General features: G+C 58.0%; 18 protein-coding genes and 2 tRNA genes. 9 read left to right on the top strand and 11 right to left on the bottom strand.

The window, feature by feature from the left end:
- The first annotated feature begins 57 nt into the window (after positions 1 to 57).
- A complete protein-coding gene (locus ACIU1A_RS09430; RefSeq protein ID WP_404927178.1) occupies positions 58 to 1,773 on the top strand; it encodes a hypothetical protein in 1,716 nt (571 codons plus the stop codon).
- A 49-nt stretch (positions 1,774 to 1,822) separates the two neighbouring features.
- On the opposite strand, the gene ACIU1A_RS09425 is transcribed toward ACIU1A_RS09430, so the two are convergent.
- Positions 1,823 to 2,068, bottom strand: coding sequence for a hypothetical protein (locus ACIU1A_RS09425; RefSeq protein ID WP_404927177.1), 246 nt, complete (start codon positions 2,066 to 2,068; stop codon positions 1,823 to 1,825).
- A gap of 28 nt (positions 2,069 to 2,096) precedes the next feature.
- A tRNA-Asp gene (locus ACIU1A_RS09420) sits at positions 2,097 to 2,173 on the bottom strand.
- A 216-nt stretch (positions 2,174 to 2,389) separates the two neighbouring features.
- Here ACIU1A_RS09420 and ACIU1A_RS09415 point away from each other — a divergent pair.
- Positions 2,390 to 2,465: transfer RNA gene (locus ACIU1A_RS09415), tRNA-Val, on the top strand.
- 457 nt (positions 2,466 to 2,922) lie between these two features.
- Here ACIU1A_RS09415 and ACIU1A_RS09410 read toward each other — a convergent pair.
- Positions 2,923 to 3,180, bottom strand: coding sequence for a hypothetical protein (locus ACIU1A_RS09410; RefSeq protein WP_404927176.1), 258 nt, complete (start codon positions 3,178 to 3,180; stop codon positions 2,923 to 2,925).
- 159 nt (positions 3,181 to 3,339) lie between these two features.
- Here ACIU1A_RS09410 and ACIU1A_RS09405 point away from each other — a divergent pair, with 159 nt between their 5' ends.
- From ACIU1A_RS09405 to ACIU1A_RS09390, 4 genes are all read left to right on the top strand, one after another.
- Positions 3,340 to 3,924, top strand: coding sequence for a hypothetical protein (locus ACIU1A_RS09405; RefSeq protein WP_404927175.1), 585 nt, complete (start codon positions 3,340 to 3,342; stop codon positions 3,922 to 3,924).
- A 104-nt stretch (positions 3,925 to 4,028) separates the two neighbouring features.
- Positions 4,029 to 4,304 carry a hypothetical protein gene (locus tag ACIU1A_RS09400; RefSeq protein ID WP_404927174.1) on the top strand — a complete coding sequence of 92 codons (276 nt, stop codon included), beginning with the start codon at positions 4,029 to 4,031 and terminating at the stop codon, positions 4,302 to 4,304.
- Between the two features lie 8 nt (positions 4,305 to 4,312).
- Entirely contained in the window at positions 4,313 to 5,017 is a 705-nt protein-coding gene (locus ACIU1A_RS09395) for an SOS response-associated peptidase (protein ID WP_404927173.1), read from the top strand.
- Between the two features lie 18 nt (positions 5,018 to 5,035).
- Positions 5,036 to 5,224, top strand: coding sequence for a hypothetical protein (locus ACIU1A_RS09390; protein ID WP_404927172.1), 189 nt, complete (start codon positions 5,036 to 5,038; stop codon positions 5,222 to 5,224).
- A 23-nt stretch (positions 5,225 to 5,247) separates the two neighbouring features.
- Here the strand turns inward: ACIU1A_RS09390 and ACIU1A_RS09385 are convergent, their stop codons facing one another.
- The 3 genes from ACIU1A_RS09385 to ACIU1A_RS09375 all read right to left on the bottom strand — a co-directional run bounded on the left by ACIU1A_RS09385 (position 5,248) and on the right by ACIU1A_RS09375 (position 6,328).
- Positions 5,248 to 5,490 carry a DUF982 domain-containing protein gene (locus ACIU1A_RS09385; protein WP_404927171.1) on the bottom strand — a complete coding sequence of 81 codons (243 nt, stop codon included), beginning with the start codon at positions 5,488 to 5,490 and terminating at the stop codon, positions 5,248 to 5,250.
- A 196-nt stretch (positions 5,491 to 5,686) separates the two neighbouring features.
- Complete coding sequence (locus tag ACIU1A_RS09380; RefSeq protein WP_404927170.1) at positions 5,687 to 5,872, bottom strand: hypothetical protein; 186 nt, start codon at positions 5,870 to 5,872, stop codon at positions 5,687 to 5,689.
- Between the two features lie 51 nt (positions 5,873 to 5,923).
- Entirely contained in the window at positions 5,924 to 6,328 is a 405-nt protein-coding gene (locus ACIU1A_RS09375; RefSeq protein ID WP_404927169.1) for a hypothetical protein, read from the bottom strand.
- A gap of 558 nt (positions 6,329 to 6,886) precedes the next feature.
- On the opposite strand from ACIU1A_RS09375, the gene ACIU1A_RS09370 reads away from it, so the two are divergent.
- The gene (locus tag ACIU1A_RS09370; protein WP_404927168.1) at positions 6,887 to 8,164 is read left to right on the top strand and encodes an ATP-binding protein; all 1,278 of its coding nucleotides are present in this window, start codon (positions 6,887 to 6,889) and stop codon (positions 8,162 to 8,164) included.
- Between the two features lie 85 nt (positions 8,165 to 8,249).
- Here the strand turns inward: ACIU1A_RS09370 and ACIU1A_RS09365 are convergent, their stop codons facing one another.
- The 3 genes from ACIU1A_RS09365 to ACIU1A_RS09355 form a co-directional block, all read right to left on the bottom strand.
- Complete coding sequence (locus ACIU1A_RS09365) at positions 8,250 to 8,621, bottom strand: DUF1515 family protein (RefSeq protein WP_246681934.1); 372 nt, start codon at positions 8,619 to 8,621, stop codon at positions 8,250 to 8,252.
- 206 nt (positions 8,622 to 8,827) lie between these two features.
- Positions 8,828 to 9,121 carry a hypothetical protein gene (locus ACIU1A_RS09360; RefSeq protein WP_404927167.1) on the bottom strand — a complete coding sequence of 98 codons (294 nt, stop codon included), beginning with the start codon at positions 9,119 to 9,121 and terminating at the stop codon, positions 8,828 to 8,830.
- 168 nt (positions 9,122 to 9,289) lie between these two features.
- On the bottom strand, positions 9,290 to 9,970 hold the full coding sequence (locus tag ACIU1A_RS09355; protein ID WP_404927166.1) for a glycoside hydrolase family 108 protein: 681 nt from the start codon (positions 9,968 to 9,970) through the stop codon (positions 9,290 to 9,292).
- A 79-nt stretch (positions 9,971 to 10,049) separates the two neighbouring features.
- Between ACIU1A_RS09355 and ACIU1A_RS09350 the strand changes: the two genes are divergently transcribed.
- Both ACIU1A_RS09350 and ACIU1A_RS09345 read left to right on the top strand, forming a co-directional pair.
- Positions 10,050 to 10,265: a hypothetical protein gene (locus ACIU1A_RS09350; RefSeq protein WP_404927165.1), complete on the top strand. Its 216-nt coding sequence runs from the start codon at positions 10,050 to 10,052 to the stop codon at positions 10,263 to 10,265.
- A 13-nt stretch (positions 10,266 to 10,278) separates the two neighbouring features.
- The gene (locus ACIU1A_RS09345; protein WP_404927164.1) at positions 10,279 to 10,431 is read left to right on the top strand and encodes a hypothetical protein; all 153 of its coding nucleotides are present in this window, start codon (positions 10,279 to 10,281) and stop codon (positions 10,429 to 10,431) included.
- A gap of 226 nt (positions 10,432 to 10,657) precedes the next feature.
- Here ACIU1A_RS09345 and ACIU1A_RS09340 read toward each other — a convergent pair whose 3' ends face one another.
- Positions 10,658 to 11,674: an acyltransferase family protein gene (locus tag ACIU1A_RS09340; RefSeq protein WP_404927163.1), complete on the bottom strand. Its 1,017-nt coding sequence runs from the start codon at positions 11,672 to 11,674 to the stop codon at positions 10,658 to 10,660.
- Between the two features lie 24 nt (positions 11,675 to 11,698).
- Complete coding sequence (locus ACIU1A_RS09335; RefSeq protein WP_404927162.1) at positions 11,699 to 13,795, bottom strand: hypothetical protein; 2,097 nt, start codon at positions 13,793 to 13,795, stop codon at positions 11,699 to 11,701.
- Positions 13,796 to 13,828: the final 33 nt, after the last annotated feature.

The raw sequence follows: 13,828 nt of genomic DNA, 5'->3' as shown, positions 1-13,828 counted from the left end.
ACTTCATCGGGGTATTTTCGAATGGGCATTAATTCCAATCGCATTGTTAGAATTTCGATGGCATTTCTCGCCTTACTGTTTCCAATATTAGTTCTTTTCGTATTTTTTCCATTGGAACTTTATGCGAAAAACGCCAAGGAATTGGGGTATGATATTTGGCTCCCCACTATTTTCATTTATGGTGGCGCATTTATTTTGATATTTGTATCCACTCTAACCTTGTTCGGAATTCGGGATTTCGTAAAAAAGGCGTATTTGCTTCTAGGGGCCTTCGTATTACTCGCCGACGTTTTTGCCCCCGTTCAGCTGAGTCGCTTAGATGGCGCATCATTCGCAAGCCCGGAGCCCATCTCCATCACTGCGGTAGAAGTTGCCATCTTGGTCGCGCTGTTGGCGGTGGGTGCAGTTACGACTCTAGGCACGCTGGTTCGGGTTTTTGCCATCCTGTCGATCGCGTTAATTGCCGGATTGGCCACTGTTGCTGCGGGCCTGCCAGTGCCACCGGCTGAAACCGAAAACTCTCCTAAATCCGGCTTGTCTATAAATGGCCGCTCGGACCTTCCAAATATATATCACTTTCATCTCGATGAGATGCAGTCAGATTTTGCACTTGCCGCCATCGAAGAGATGAATGACCGGAGCATTTTTCGCGGGTTTACGTTTATGCGCCGGAATATTTCAAACTATCCGTATACGTTATCGTCGGTTGCGAGCTATCTGACCGGTACCATATTTCGGAGCGGAAGCTTTCCCGCCTGGAGAGCAGCCTTCGATCAAGGATTGCTGAAAGATCTTCGGACGGATGGTTATGCAGTTGATGTTGTGGGGCTTCCGGAGATATTGCAGACAAATGTTGCAGATGTATTCTTCACGCCAGAGCAGATCACCAAGTACCAGTACTCAATAAAGCATCCGCAAATTGTCGAATTTTCTGGACTATTGTTTGCAAAATTGTTTCCAAATTTCTTGACAAATGAGGCCCTGGGGTGGGGACACTCGGCCGGCGAACGGATTAGCGCGGTATTTGAGCGCAAAGCGGAAAGCTACATCCCGAAGACCGTAGAACAAGGCGTCCATCCATTTCAGGCTGTTGTGGGGATGAAATATCTGATCGCGAATGAACAGCGGTTTGCCGCGCGCGGCAGATACACATTGTTCCAAGCGATCCTTCCTCATGGCCCCTACGTGCTCGATGCAAATTGCATGGTCGATCCCGAACGTGCGGCGGTCGGGATCCAGGCTGCCTATAGGTCTCAGGCCAGTTGCGCCATGAAGCTTGTTGTGGAGTTCTTGCAAGAGCTCAAGCGACTGGACCGCTATGACGACGCCATTATCGTCATACAATCTGACCACGGGTCCGGGTGGGCAGGCTTTTTGAATGGACTCGTTGGCTCAGAGATGAGTCCGCCGTATCACTCCGGCATCACCGCATTTGGAGGCACCACCGCAGCATTTGAAAGCAGGTCGATGGCAACCCTCATGATTAAGCCATCTCAATCGGACTCTGATTTTGCGGTATCTGACGGAGAATCGCAGTTGATCGACGTCTATCCCACAATAATGGACGCGATCGGGCACCAGCCTAACCGACCTCACGATGGTCTGAGTTTGTTGCCCTGCCTAACAGGATCCTGTGAAAGCATCCGCGTGCGCCCGCAAAAATTCTTTGTCTATCCGCACGATGGGGGCATTTCTCCGCTGCTAGCCAATACCGTAGTGTTCACGGCCGGACATGCAGTCTTCACACAAACCGAGACTATACCGGTGCCGTAGCGGTTGAACCGCTTGAATATCGCGATGCGTCCCCCTCGGCCCGCCCGGTTCATGGACGTTGGGCGTTCCGGTGCGGTCGAGGCCAACGCCGCGCCAGCGGCGCTTCGATCGAGGCGATCTCGGCCAAGATGGCCAATTCAATCGACCAGAACAAGGCGCTCCAGAAGACGTACATGCCGGTCAATCTGGTGGCCGTCTGCGCAGCCCGACGCAAGGGCAGAAACTGCTCGGCCAGGAACGGAATGAATACGAAAAGTTGAAACTCTCCGGAAAATGAGAGTTGAAACTTTTTCAAGGGGCGGTAGCTAACCCCTTGAAACTAATGGCGCGAGTGACGGGGCTCGAACCCGCGACCTCCGGCGTGACAGGCCGGCACTCTAACCAACTGAGCTACACCCGCGCATTGACGAGCACGTGTCAGCCGTGTTCGTCGTTGGGCGCTGGATAAGGGGTTCGCCACCGGGTGTCAAGCGCACGAAACCATCATAACATCAAACTGGAGAAGGTTTTTTGACAGCCGGCGTTTTGTTCGCAAATACGGCCCGCAACGACGGCGTCCCACGCTCATTTGGCCTTGCGAAGCTGGCCCCGACCGCTTAAAGGTCCGGCCCGGAGCGGGCGATTAGCTCAGTTGGTAGAGCGCTTCGTTTACACCGAAGATGTCGGCGGTTCGAGCCCGTCATCGCCCACCATTCCCACAAGGCTTTGCGACAATTTTACGAAGCGCTCCGCAGGTTCATCAAACCTGTCCGAGGTGCGCGCGGCCAGCCTAACCCCTTCACCCGAGAGGATCTGAACATGAGCGAGAAACGCGATTGGCAAGACGCTGCACCACGGCGAGCGTTGCCGCTTGAGCGTCTGAACGTTGCGTTCGCCGTGGTATCCGGACATGACGATGTACGTCTATTATCAGCCGACGCATTGGGCCCGCGTCATCGATCTTCGTCCAGACCGTGACATTCTCCGGGGCGCTGGCGCCGGTCTAACCCTCCGCATGGCCGCAGCACCGGAATAGGAGAGAAGAATGGCATCCCGCTTTCCTGGCGACACCAAGCTGATCCTTTGGCTCGCCGCGATTTTCGTGCCGGTCATCCTGCTTGGGGAGATCGGATACCGAGCGCTGCAATGGCTGGGCTGGCTCTAAGCGCATCACGCTGGGTCTTCGCGCCAGATCGGCACGCGTTGGACCTTTAGAGCCACCAGGCGACGGATGCGCAGTCCTACGGCTTCCCTGCCTGTCGGCGCGAACGCCTCGACATCGAGCCGGCCGTGGCTTGGATCATTTTCGCACTTCATTCCATCCATCAGGGAATCGACATCGACGTCCCCGAATATCTGGATGAGGTCGGAGGGATGGTAGCAGTGGGTCCGCTTGCAGTAGCGACAGCGGATGCGCACCAGGCGCATGCCGTCGTTCAAATTCGACAGCGGATAGTCTCGTCTCTTGGGCGCGTAGGTCTCTGGCATACCCTGAAATGAGGAACATATTCCTCACTCGTCAAGAGGGGCTTGACTCCAATGTTCTCATTTCGTTCACTGTTGGCAGGATAGCCACAGGAGGATGACATGGACCTTGTTCTGTCAGTTCCGGGCGCCTCGCCCGAGGAAATTTCGCGCGGCTTAGCGGCAGCAGAGGAAGCGCTAGAACGCGCTGGTTTCACTGCCGAGGAAGCCGCTTACGGTGCCTTCGTAGTTGAAGGTTGGGACATCAACGGTCCGCCCGATGGTCCCGACCATTCGGCGTCGCGCGCCGCAAGTGCTTGGGGGCAAGCCCATGCGGCAGCATTGGAGGCCTGTTGTAAGACCTGGCCGGAGAGCCGCACGCCCATATCGGTAAGGCTCGAGTTGTTGACCGATCCCGAGACGCAACTCGCCGATCGTTCGACAGCGCTGGCGATGCTTCGCGAACATCTCGAGCAAGATGGCAAGGACACGTTGAACGGGGAGGACGCGGTTTTGGCTTGGCGGGTTGCTGCCGAGGTCGTCGACCAGCTTTCAATGCGCGACCTTATTGGCGACCTGTCCATGGCCTTTACCGCCCTCTCCCATTCCCATCTCCGCCCGGATGAGCCGATCGAAGCGAAGCGCCGAGCTGTGCGCGACGCTATCAACGCGCTGGAGGCAGCTACCGAGAAGCCGTCGTTACACTGATGCCGAAACGCAATCGCGTCACGCCCGCGCCATCGGTTATCGACCGGGATTGGCCGCACCAGGTCGCCTTGCCGGATGACATCTGCACTGATCGAAACTTGACCATGATCACGCAGTTCTGCCAGGACATCGGCGTCAAGCCTCAGATAAGGCGGGTGCAGGCGATATGGCCGAGCGGCAAATATGAGGACTATCGCATCCACTGCTTTTCCGACCCCGCCGCGGCGAAGGCCTTCCTTGACCATTTTGGCGGCGACGTGTTCGATCCGAAACGCGATCGGGAGAATGGGAAGATCCGGGGTGCCTGGCGCCGCACGGGCGAATACAAGCGCATCCTCGACCTGGGGCCGTTGAGCGTTCCCGAGATCCTGCGCAACTAGGGCAAGACATGTGCAATCTCTACAATCTCACCACCAGCCAAGAGGCCATACGCCAGTGGACGGGTGCCCTCCGGGATATCCTCGGCAACCTGGAACCGTCGATTGACATCTATCCGAACAGGCCGGGCCCGGTAGTTCGCAACGCCAAGGATGGGCAGCGCGAGGTCGCCAACCTTCTCTGGGGGATGCCGACGCCGGCCGAGCGCGTGAAAGGCGCCGCCGACTATGGCACCACGAACATACGAAACCCACAGTATGGCCACTGGCAGCAATATGTCGGGATCGAGCATCGCTGCGTGGTTCCCGTAACCAGCTTCGCCGAGCCGTCCCCGGCGCCTGGCGACAAAGACCCCGAAACCGGTATCCAGCGGAACTACTGGTTTGCGCTGAACGAGGAGCGTCCGTTGTTCTTCTTCGCGGGCCTGTGGACGCCCTGGCATGGCGTGCGCAAGGTCAAGGATGGTCCGGGAGACTTCGAGCTCTATGGCTTCATGACGACCGCGCCCAACGCGCTGATCAAGCCGATTCACGAGAAGGCTATGCCGGTGATCCTGACCAGCCGGGAAGAAATCGAGACCTGGCTTACCGCGCCCTGGTCGGAGGCGAAGAAGTTGCAGCGCCCCGCGCCCGACGATGCCCTCGTGATCGTCGACAAGCCAGCGACGCAGATCAAATTCCCGCAACAGGCGCCGCAGCAGGGCTCATTGTTCTAAGCAGTGGAGGTACCGCTCATGGCAGACCGCATCATCACTCTCGACAGTCGCCAGGAAGCAGCATTGCAAGCCATAGCCGACAATTTCGTCGCCCTCCACAAGGGCGATCCTATGAAAGCCCTGAAGGAAATGATCGTGCTGAACGGCCGCCTTCAGGATCAGCTCGACGCCCTCAAGACCCCTCCTCTCGGCAAGCGCTACGGATGAGCTTTGTGCCGAGTGGTCCGGCGTCAGTGACCCCGTAACATTCCCTCTTCTTTAGCAGCCTCCTCGAATGCCTTCCGGACATCCTGGGGTGACGCTCGGTCCGCAAAGCAGTCGACGCAGAGCTGCACCGCCGTCTTCCATTTGGGTCCCCTCTTGCGCCACTTTATGAGTTCCTGAGCGGCGCCCTCGACGTGACTTATGCCTGTCGTGATGCCGACCTTGTCTGACCTAACGTAGACCGGAGGGCTGAACCAATGGAGTGCCATTAAAGGTCACCTCGGGCCGCCCTACGTTTCAGGTCGGCAGCATTCAGGAGATCGACCAAATCGTCGGCATACTCCATTTCGAGACCTTCGGCGGGTGTGCCATACACATCAGCCGGCTGACCGGTGAACACATCGAACACCGTCCAGGTCCCATCTGGTTCCTTTCTGAGGTCAAATCTCTGCTGCGCCATGAGCGTTAATTTAGGGTTCGCTTATGAGCCTCTTCAATGGCGTCCAGCAGTGAGGTTAGCGTTGGTGGCAGCGCAGGTTCAGCCTCCAACCCGAAGACCTTCTGTATTTGTCGGCGATTGTCCTCGTTGCGTATCAAATCGCGAAGATGATCGGCGACGGTCTTGTGACCGGCTTTGTCGCGCTTGGGCATTAAGCTGTCCCCGACATCCCCCGCAACGTTTTGTCCGACAAATGGTTCCCCTTACGACGGTGAAGCCGCCGGCGTCTTGCCGATGATCCAACCTAGCAAGCCAACTTCGACCTGCTCGCACCCGACATATTCGAGTACCAGGCTCTTAGCTAGACCGGGCCATTGAGACTCCGGCAAGTTCATTTCCACGACCAAATCTCTAAATGAAGCGCGGAGAAGGTCGGCATCGAACGCGGACACGGCAATGGCAGCCGGATCTGCATCTTCCCAGGGTCGGACGGTGGCTTCGCTCTGCCGTTGGCGAAGGCGCTTCAGCAACTCGCGCGATGCTTTGATCGCGTTTCGGGTCTTGTCTATCTCGCGGCGAAAGGCGGGGGTTCCAGCAATAGACTTTTGCCGCAGAAGGATGGTGGCTTTGATGGCCGCGCGCGTGGTGTCTGTGTGCGTGTCGAGCATCGCCCGCCTCCCTTCGTAGAATTTTATTTAGTCCCTTTCCAACCGAGCCTCCAATCAAATCAGACGAAAGCAGCCCGCCTCGAAGCCATTGCCGTGGAGCGAGGCGGGCTGCGGAAGCTGGGGAGTTGTCGTCGCGAAGCTTCCGCGCCTTCAACCGGGCAAACAGCCGGTTTGTTCCGCGTTAAAGGCAAAAAACCCGCCCCGGCGTGAGCCGAGACGGGCTATTGAGCCGACGCGGGCGGAGGGGAGGGAGACATCGGCCACACGCCTAACCTCTCACGGCGCTGGTCGTTCCGGGCTGGACGAAAAAAGCCCGCCACCTTTCGGCAGCGGGCAACGTCTGGGGGGAAACATGCACTGAATGGGAACAGTGCAAGGGCCGAAGCTCTTCGGCGCAGGAATGTTCCAGAGTACAAGAAGCAAAAGGCGCCGTGACGGCAACAGAGAGCCGCTAGGGCTGGTTGCGACCCGCACGAAGCGCATCCACTTACTTGTGGCCGTTAGACGATTCGGTTTAAGTGGAATCAGAAGGCCGGGCCGTCGGGGGGCGCTATCACTATGAAATTTAACCCATTTAAACCAAACGGAATCATTTCACCTGGAATATTTACTGGGCGGCTCGATGAAATGAGAGCTATTGAACATGGACTGTTCCAAGCCAAGCACGGCAATCCCATACATTTTATGATTCAGGGAGAACGTGGGATCGGAAAGAGCTCTCTGTTTTTCGTCACCAAGCTTGTTGCCAACGGCGAAATAGAGACATTCACGAATGAAAAATTGAATTTCCTGGTAATCTCGGTAGATCTTGGCGCAGCCTCGACCCAAATGGATATCGTCCGAGCGATCGGCCGGGAGTTGAAAGAAACGATCGGGGCTAAGTCTGCCATCAAGGAGAGGGCAAGAGCCTTTTGGGATTGGGCCACAAACTGGGAAATATTAGGCGTCAGGTACCATAAAGATGCGGACGCATTCGACCCTCATGAGGCTCTCGATGCATTCGTCTCCCAGGTTGCGAGCCTCTGCGGGACTCTTTCTGCAGATATCGACGGTATATTGATTTTGATCGATGAAGCGGACCGCCCCGGCCCAGAGGCAAAACTCGGCGAGTTTTGCAAACTGATGACGGAGCGTTTGGCACGAAAAGAGTGCAACAATGTTGTTCTTGGGTTAGCTGGACTCCCGACGTTACTGGGCCGGCTGAAGGAAAGCCACGAGTCTTCCCCCCGACTGTTTACGACGATGTTGCTTGATCCTCTTTTGCCAGGCGAGCGGATTGACGTAATCGACCGCGGAATGAAGGTCGCAAACGAAAAGAACACGGCGGCCACTGACATAACCCTAGAAGCTAAGAACCTGCTGGCGGACCTTTCAGAAGGGTACCCCCATTTCATCCAGCAATTCGCGTTTTCAGCCTTTCAGCATGACAAAGACAACCTAATCACAGCCCAAGATGTGATCGGCGGAGCCTTTTCGGAAAATGGAGCGCTGTCCCAGCTTGGGGATAAATATTTTAATGAGATGTATCACCTACGGATTGCGTCAAATGACTATCGCCACGTGCTTAACACCATGGCGTCACACGGGGACCAGTGGGTCTCGCGCAGGCAGATCATCGAAGAGTCAGCCCTCGCCAAAACCACTGTGACCAACGCCCTGAATGCGTTAAAGGCTAGGCAGATTATCATGTCAGATGACAGCAGAAAGGGGCGCGGCTTTTATCGCTTGCCCACCCGGTCTTTCGCAGCCTGGATTAACGCTATTCGCTCCGTTTCTGAGCGCACAGAAGGCCAGGTCGGGTTTGCTGCTGGGGTCCCTCTCGATACAACATTTTAACCGCGTCATTGCCACCTATTACCACCTATTACCCTCGAAGAGATTGCAACCTGGCGGGCCGAAACAAAACATCAGCAGATCCAGGCTACCCACCCCGCAGCACGCGCCAGATGTCCGTCCAGTATGCTGTAACGAGCGAAGCCAGCGCCGCTGCTCCCATGCCGGTGACACCGAGCGCCCCGAGGCCCATCAGCTTCCAGCGCGTCACCTCCGCCGTGACTTCCTTGACGCTGGTCATATCGGCATTGAGCTTGCTGACGGCCGTCTCGGTGGCACTCACGCGCTCCACCAGCTCGTCGGTCTTCTGGTACATCTTCGCCCGGCTGGCAGCTGCGCGCTGTTCAGATTGCTCATAACTGAGCGCTGCCCGGGCATCGCTATCCTTGATGTCGCGCCGGATCTCGGTGATGTCGCGCTGCATGTCTTGCGTGGCTTGCAGCAGGCCGCCGATCATCATTTCCAAGCTTTTCGTTCCTGATGTCGGCATCATCCCCGCCCTCGGTGCAAAGCTATGATTTCAGTTCGGCACGGCGCGCAGCGCTGGCCCTGGTGTGCAGGTCGCATTCCGCACGGGTGTAGAGCTTCACCGCGCAGCCGGGCGCCATGGTGCGGTCGATCTTGTTCTGGTCGGCGATGCTCTTGCCCTGCGCACCGGCAAGGCTGTTACCGATGGCCTGTCGTAGCGGCGTTACACCGCTGACGCCCGAAGTCGTACACGCCGCCAGCGTCGATGCACTCGTCAAGAGACATGCGAGCATCAATGCCCTTGTGGATCGCATCGGTGTTCTCCTTTTCGATCTTGGCGCGCAGCTCGTCGGCGCCCCAATGTTTGATGAGCGCGTAGCCCCCGGCCGCAGCGCCCGAGATGGCGACAGCGATGGCGGCCCAGGCGATAACGCCGGCCAGCGGGCGGGGAACGCCGAGGATGCCGGCAACCAGAGAGATGAGCCAGGTCATGCCGGCGCGGTACCGAGCGCTTCAGCCAGGTGCTTGGCCTTGCGGTTGACGTACCAGCGATAGGCAAGGCCGCCGATGACCAGCAGTGCACTCGCGAACGCCAGGGCAACGACGACTTTTCCAATGAGCTCGCTCGAATACGAGAGCGGCGAGATCTGGTTCTGGAGCTCAGTTAACGTGCCAGCGAGCCCACCGCCGGCGACGCCACCACCGGTCGCCAAATCGGCCGGCGCTGTCGATGGCGCCGCCTTGGCATCCTCGACCAGCGCCTTTGCCTGACCGCCGTCGACGAAGCTGGCGGCCTGCGGCGTCTCGCCGGTCGCCCATGCCTTGCCGATCGCGCGCACTTCGGCAACGCGCGCTGTCCAGCCCTTGCCGAAGGTCGGGAACGTGCCGAGATGGCGAAGGAAGTTCATGCGCGAGATCACAGATGCGATCGATCAGCGCGTCGTTGTTGTTGACCGCCTTCAGCGCCGCCAGCGTGCCCACGCCCATGACGCCGTCGATCGGCCCGGTATAGATCGGGCGAAGCGCCTGTTGGAGCCACATGATCGAACGGCCGGGCCCGGAGTTCACGCCGCCATCAAACACGACGTAGTCGACGCCGTCGGGCAGCAGGTCGCCCTTCACCGCGTCCCAATACTGGCGATCATAGATCTCGCCAACCTCGTCCATGGTGATGCTCTTGACCGAGCGCTTCGCCAGACCCTTGCCCTTCCGGTAGCCGTCATAGACGCGCTGCGTCACACCCTTGTTGGTCGGGCCGCCCGGATCGGCCGGATGGTTCACATAGCCGCCTTCGTGCGCCAGCACCTTGGCAAGCGATTCTTTTTCGCGCGAAACGGCCATGACAGTTTCCTTTCCGCCCTTGCGGGCAGCTTGTGGCTTTTCAGATTTTGGCTATGGTCGGCCCCGGGAGGGCCAGGGGATGAAATACGACGAACCCCGAGGGGATTGGGTTTCGCTACCCAAGCCGTGGCTGGAGCTACGGCAGCATTTGCGGGACGCGGTTTTCGACGCCGGCGAAGTCCACACCTATGACGGCGGACATCTCCTGTTGGTCGACGGCCTATGGGAAGTGATGGTGAGCGGGGATCACAACGACGCCGGCGTTGTTCTCAATGCGCTGCGCAAACCAAGCTAAAGGCCCGTACGCGATGGAAACTCAACTGGAAGCCTTGAGCGGGCGGCTCCTGAAACTATGGCAGGAATGGGCGCCCGCCATGGGCGTTGTCGTCGCCATCCTGGTCTGCCTGGTCTGGACGGTCTACCTGCCAATCATCGGATTGCGGCACCTCTTGGGGTACTGAAGTGCAGGTGCTTGAACTGCTGCGCAGGCCGAATTAGGCCGCGGCAGGACTGGCTCAAATAGCCGGCAGCTTACGTCCACATCCGAGATGTCGCTCTAAGCTTGTGCGGTAGCTTCCGCCTGGGGATGCACATGGACCGACCGAATTCTCCGTCTAAGCGGCATCTCGAACCCGTAATAGCTAGCGGTAGCGACCACCAGCGTCGTCGCGATCATCGTGCCATTCATCAGAATCCCTCGCCAGGTTGAAGTCCGGCCCATCGGAGGAATGCGACAAAAACCAAAATGTGGGTCAGGTAGATCGAATACGAAATCTCGCCGAGAAACTGAAATGGGCCGCATGTCAGTCCCCGCGCCACCAAGCCTCTTCCATCTGCCGTTCCAAGTATGATCAGCGGGAAGGTAAGCAGCAAAGCTTGTGCGTTGACGACGCCGTAATACCAGGCGACGAGAATGGCAAAGGCGAACACCAGGACCAAGCCGAGACCTCGCGCGGCCGCCCTTCTGAGCCAACCATCATTGATGTAAGCGCAGTAAATCAGCCACCCAGACACAAATCCCAGAATTCCTCTGGCCGGATTGACGTAGTACGATATGGCGCTCGGCGGCGTGTATATCTCGCTGTTCAGGAGACGAGAGTCGAAATACCACATGAACAGGAAGTAAGACCCGATCATCAGCAACGTGGTGATGATCAAGATTGCTGCATCGCTTCGCATCCTTGGTAGCAAAAAAATCACCGGGAAAGCGAAAACATAGCAGAACACCTCAACCGACACAGACCATGACGGGCTATTCCAATGAACCCCGTTTCCGATGAGGGGCCAGGCGTTGACGGTAAGCAATTGGGCCACAGCGTCGCGAACTAATCTGCCGACCGGATATGCAGGCGGCGGGGTGAAATGAACCACGTAGATCGCCCATGCGATCATCAGTGTGAGGGCGTAAAGCGGATAGATTCTCGCCACTCTTGCGAGCAGGTATTTCCCCACTTTCAAGCGTCGCCCGGTGCCGTATCCATAGGCGTAGCAAAGGGTGAAGCCACTCAAGACGAAGAACAGATCTACTGCCGCGTTGTGCCACATGTAGAACATATGAAGATTGGCGGGCAGCATGATGTGCAGATGCGCGAGGGCTACGACTACCGCAGCCACCCCGCGCACGCCGGTGAGAGCTTTGAGTTCTGGCTGTTTTAGATGCGCAGAGGCTAATGTGTTACGCCGCTCCATTGCCATCCATTGCATGACCCAAAGCTGGAAAGCAATGTTCTAGTTTATGAGCTTAGCGGCACGCATTGCCGCTTCGAGCGACAGGACGCGCCGCGATGCGTTCACCAGCGCGTTGTCCACGGCTTGTATCGCAGATTGCGAATAGGTCGCCGCGTGGGTCTGGCCACCGTAAGTGGCATAGGCCCCTTTGTTTGCGGTACCCGTGCCTGCGGTCCAGCCTATGTCTCGCGGGCTGAATACCGTGGCTCCAAAGTTATCCTGCACAAAGCTGTTGACGAAGGGTACAGTCGCGCCAATGGGCGTCGTGTTGCTCTCGGAGACATCGTTGCCGACAATGATGTGGGTGTCATTCTCGGCGTAGATGCCAAATCCGGCTGGGCCGTCATGGCCAAGTGAGGAGCAGCCGGTGACCACGGCGCGGCCCGCCGCCAAATAAATGCCAATCTGCTCACCGCCGGCCTCAGCCGCGCCATTGTTTCGCGCCGTGCATCCGGTGATGGTTATGCGAGGGCAAGACGTCACAATGCCTGAGTAAGAGTGCCCTAGAGCCACGCATCCGGTCAGCAGGGCGGCTGTATTGTTGGATGTCAACGTGATGCCCCGCCCGACATTGGGAGCCGGGATGCTTTTGTTGACGCCGACCGCCGAGCTTCCATTGATTTCCGTCTCAAGCCCATTGATGTGGCTCTCGGTGGTGCCGTAGGTGTCGATGTAGAGACTGTCTCCACCTTCTTCTCCGGAGAACCCGCCGATGATGCGCACGCCATTGATCGGCTTTCCAGACGTGCCCATGTAGGCGATGCCGCCGAGCTTGTTGGCGTAGCTCCAGAAATCGACAAGCGGGCCAACAACGGCAGACGTTCCGAAGTTCGAGAAGTACTTGATGCCGCGATCGTTCGAACGCTGGGCAAAGCAGGAGATGACCTCCCACTGAAGGCCAGCCGCGACGGCATCCTCATTCGTGATGTAGTAGCCGTTGCCGTATGCGTTGTCCGAAAAGTTGTCGTAAATCTTGCTCAGGCTTGTGGCACACATGCGGTAGTTATGCCAATGGCCCGTTGCCTCGATGCGCGTAACTCGAGCCCGCTCCGTGATGCCCGCAAAGTGGATACCATTCTGCGCGTTGCTTGTTGGAACGCCGTTACGGTTCAGGGTGAAGTCGCTGAACTCGATATAGGACAACCCAGATGCAACCGAGAAACCATGGCCGGTCGAATATGTGGTGATGACCGTATTGCCACGGCCCGCGCCAATAAAGCGGGTTCCTGACAGCGTGATGTTGATCGTGGAACTTAGTTTATAAGTCCCCGGTGGGACGATAATCGCTTTCCCAGCGGCGGCAGCCGCTTGGAATGCCGCCGAACTATCGGAACCGCCAGTTGGGTCGACAGTCCCATAGGCAAAAACAGACGCGCCCGAGTTCAACGAAAGTGAATACCCGGCTCCGTTGAAAGTTAGCAGCTTCCCCTTGTCGCCAGCAGTTGTTGCCGGCAGATTTATCGTTGCGGCGGCCGCAATGGCGGCAGCGGCAGCCGCTTCAGCCGCAGCTTGGATGGCGGCGCTGGCCGGGTCGGACAGAAGCCGGAAGGTCGAGCCGGATTTATAGCCGGCAACCACCATGCCAGCGACGAGACCGCCAGGAACGACATCGTTGCCGGCGGACGTCTTTATCGTTAGCGCCGCGCCGCCGTTGAACGCTACCGTCACTGGCGATGCGGTATTCGCCTCGAAAACAATGAAATTGATCAGCGCTCCACCATCGGCGGACGGGAGCGGAATGGTGCTGGTCGCGATGATTGCATTGGGTGTGCCCGCACCGGCATCCGTGGCCCTGATATAGCTGTAGGGCAGATCGGCAACGCGCGTCCACGATCCGGCACCGGAGGCGCCGAGCTTGCGATAGATGCCGTTGTTGGCGACGGTCGGATCGCCCACCACCCATGCCGACGAATTGGCGCCGTGGGCGAGATCGGCATCCATGTGCGCCTTGGTGTCATAGATCAACCCGCCATTCGACAGGAAGGCGGTGATGATGCCCTCGACCCAGGTGCCCCATGCCCGCAACAGCGCCTTGACCGGCTGAGACGGATTGGAGGACGGCCCATCGGCCATGATCGTGTTCATCAGTTCGGGCATGCGAAAGCTCCAGGGCTGGAGACCCCGCCGGAA

This window comes from Mesorhizobium maamorense, assembly GCF_044998965.1.
Taxonomy (GTDB): Bacteria; Pseudomonadota; Alphaproteobacteria; order Rhizobiales; family Rhizobiaceae; genus Mesorhizobium.
The sequence above is the reverse complement of the archived record's forward strand: the minus strand, read 5'-3'. Positions and strand labels throughout refer to the sequence as shown.

What these genes read in the sequence shown, in the direction of transcription:
- ACIU1A_RS09390 (WP_404927172.1), top strand. Translation starts at nt 5,036, where the DNA reads ATGGCAGACCGCATCATCACTCTCGACAGTCGCCAGGAAGCAGCATTG.
- ACIU1A_RS09400 (WP_404927174.1), top strand. Translation starts at nt 4,029, where the DNA reads ATGATCACGCAGTTCTGCCAGGACATCGGCGTCAAGCCTCAGATAAGG.
- ACIU1A_RS09345 (WP_404927164.1), top strand. Translation starts at nt 10,279, where the DNA reads ATGGAAACTCAACTGGAAGCCTTGAGCGGGCGGCTCCTGAAACTATGG.
- ACIU1A_RS09430 (WP_404927178.1), top strand. Translation starts at nt 58, where the DNA reads ATGGCATTTCTCGCCTTACTGTTTCCAATATTAGTTCTTTTCGTATTT.
- ACIU1A_RS09365 (WP_246681934.1), bottom strand. Translation starts at nt 8,621, where the DNA reads ATGATGATCGGCGGCCTGCTGCAAGCCACGCAAGACATGCAGCGCGAC.
- ACIU1A_RS09380 (WP_404927170.1), bottom strand. Translation starts at nt 5,872, where the DNA reads ATGCCCAAGCGCGACAAAGCCGGTCACAAGACCGTCGCCGATCATCTT.
- ACIU1A_RS09405 (WP_404927175.1), top strand. Translation starts at nt 3,340, where the DNA reads ATGGACCTTGTTCTGTCAGTTCCGGGCGCCTCGCCCGAGGAAATTTCG.
- ACIU1A_RS09375 (WP_404927169.1), bottom strand. Translation starts at nt 6,328, where the DNA reads ATGCTCGACACGCACACAGACACCACGCGCGCGGCCATCAAAGCCACC.
- ACIU1A_RS09350 (WP_404927165.1), top strand. Translation starts at nt 10,050, where the DNA reads ATGAAATACGACGAACCCCGAGGGGATTGGGTTTCGCTACCCAAGCCG.
- ACIU1A_RS09335 (WP_404927162.1), bottom strand. Translation starts at nt 13,795, where the DNA reads ATGCCCGAACTGATGAACACGATCATGGCCGATGGGCCGTCCTCCAAT.
- ACIU1A_RS09340 (WP_404927163.1), bottom strand. Translation starts at nt 11,674, where the DNA reads ATGCAATGGATGGCAATGGAGCGGCGTAACACATTAGCCTCTGCGCAT.
- ACIU1A_RS09410 (WP_404927176.1), bottom strand. Translation starts at nt 3,180, where the DNA reads ATGCGCCTGGTGCGCATCCGCTGTCGCTACTGCAAGCGGACCCACTGC.
- ACIU1A_RS09360 (WP_404927167.1), bottom strand. Translation starts at nt 9,121, where the DNA reads ATGACCTGGCTCATCTCTCTGGTTGCCGGCATCCTCGGCGTTCCCCGC.
- ACIU1A_RS09355 (WP_404927166.1), bottom strand. Translation starts at nt 9,970, where the DNA reads ATGGCCGTTTCGCGCGAAAAAGAATCGCTTGCCAAGGTGCTGGCGCAC.
- ACIU1A_RS09370 (WP_404927168.1), top strand. Translation starts at nt 6,887, where the DNA reads ATGAAATTTAACCCATTTAAACCAAACGGAATCATTTCACCTGGAATA.
- ACIU1A_RS09395 (WP_404927173.1), top strand. Translation starts at nt 4,313, where the DNA reads ATGTGCAATCTCTACAATCTCACCACCAGCCAAGAGGCCATACGCCAG.
- ACIU1A_RS09385 (WP_404927171.1), bottom strand. Translation starts at nt 5,490, where the DNA reads ATGGCACTCCATTGGTTCAGCCCTCCGGTCTACGTTAGGTCAGACAAG.